This window comes from Blautia sp. AM47-4, from assembly GCF_003479865.1.
Classification (GTDB): Bacteria; Bacillota; Clostridia; order Lachnospirales; family Lachnospiraceae; genus Fusicatenibacter; species Fusicatenibacter saccharivorans.
In genome coordinates this window covers 1-800 of sequence record NZ_QUHY01000101.1, presented here as the reverse complement: position 1 = coordinate 800, position 800 = coordinate 1, and the positions used below count along the sequence as shown (strand labels likewise).

The 800-nt window shown below is 49.8% G+C and carries 1 protein-coding gene and 1 pseudogene; both read right to left on the bottom strand.

Translation table 11 applies throughout. The features are described 5' to 3' along the window. Window positions 1–595 (bottom strand): VirB6/TrbL-like conjugal transfer protein, CD1112 family (locus DW965_RS18815; RefSeq protein WP_119198682.1); only part of this gene is annotated, 595 nt, incomplete at its 3' end. 41 nt (window positions 596–636) lie between these two features. Continuing rightward, window positions 637–720 (bottom strand): annotated as a pseudogene (locus DW965_RS18810) (Maff2 family mobile element protein); the annotation flags it as partial. Window positions 721–800 lie beyond the last annotated feature (80 nt).

Sequence of the window (800 nt, the reverse complement as noted above, 5' to 3'; positions counted from 1 at the left end):
GTAAATAAATTTCAATCATACGGCCATATACGATGACGAAGATCACGATGTTTAAGGCAATCATGGTAAGCTGGATCAGGAAGGATTGTAGCCAGAGTCCGAACAGAGGACCTAACTCCATCGCCTCAAGCTCTGTCCGCAGACTGTCCAGCACATCCGGCGTGATCTCTGTCCCGTTCTGGATAATGCCCGCTGACTGCTGTATCACATGCTGGCTCACATCAAAGACCGCCAGCACGATATTGAAGGTGTTCGTCAGGATCATCACAGCCACAAAGGTTTTGAACACCCACTTAAAAAACATCCATGTGTCAACTTCATGGAGGTTGTTGCGTTCTATGAGCATCTGTATCAGCTCATAGGTCATTACAAAAGTGAGGATGACCCCGGCGATTGGCAGAATGGCAGTTTCGGAGATCTGTCGTATCATGGAAAAGACCCCGGCGTTCCAGTCCGCCGGGGTCGTGCCTACCTGTGTGGCGATTTCGCCAACGCTCTGATTGACGTTATCGAAAAGGCCGTCCAGATTTCCCATGATACCATCGACGAGCAGACCTTTCAGCCATTCAACGATTGCGTCGATGATAAAGTCCATACATCAGCTCCTTTTCTGGAAAAAGGGACAACGGGTAACACTTAGCTGAACAGACCGGACAGCAGAGGGATAAGCTGAAGGCCGATCAGAACGACACCGCCGCCCGCCATGAGCTGTTTTATCCCCAATTAGGTGTAAAACTCTGCTCGATGGCGGGCGGCGGCGTACAAAAAATCTATATGGTGTTTTTAAGAGAACCGTCCCG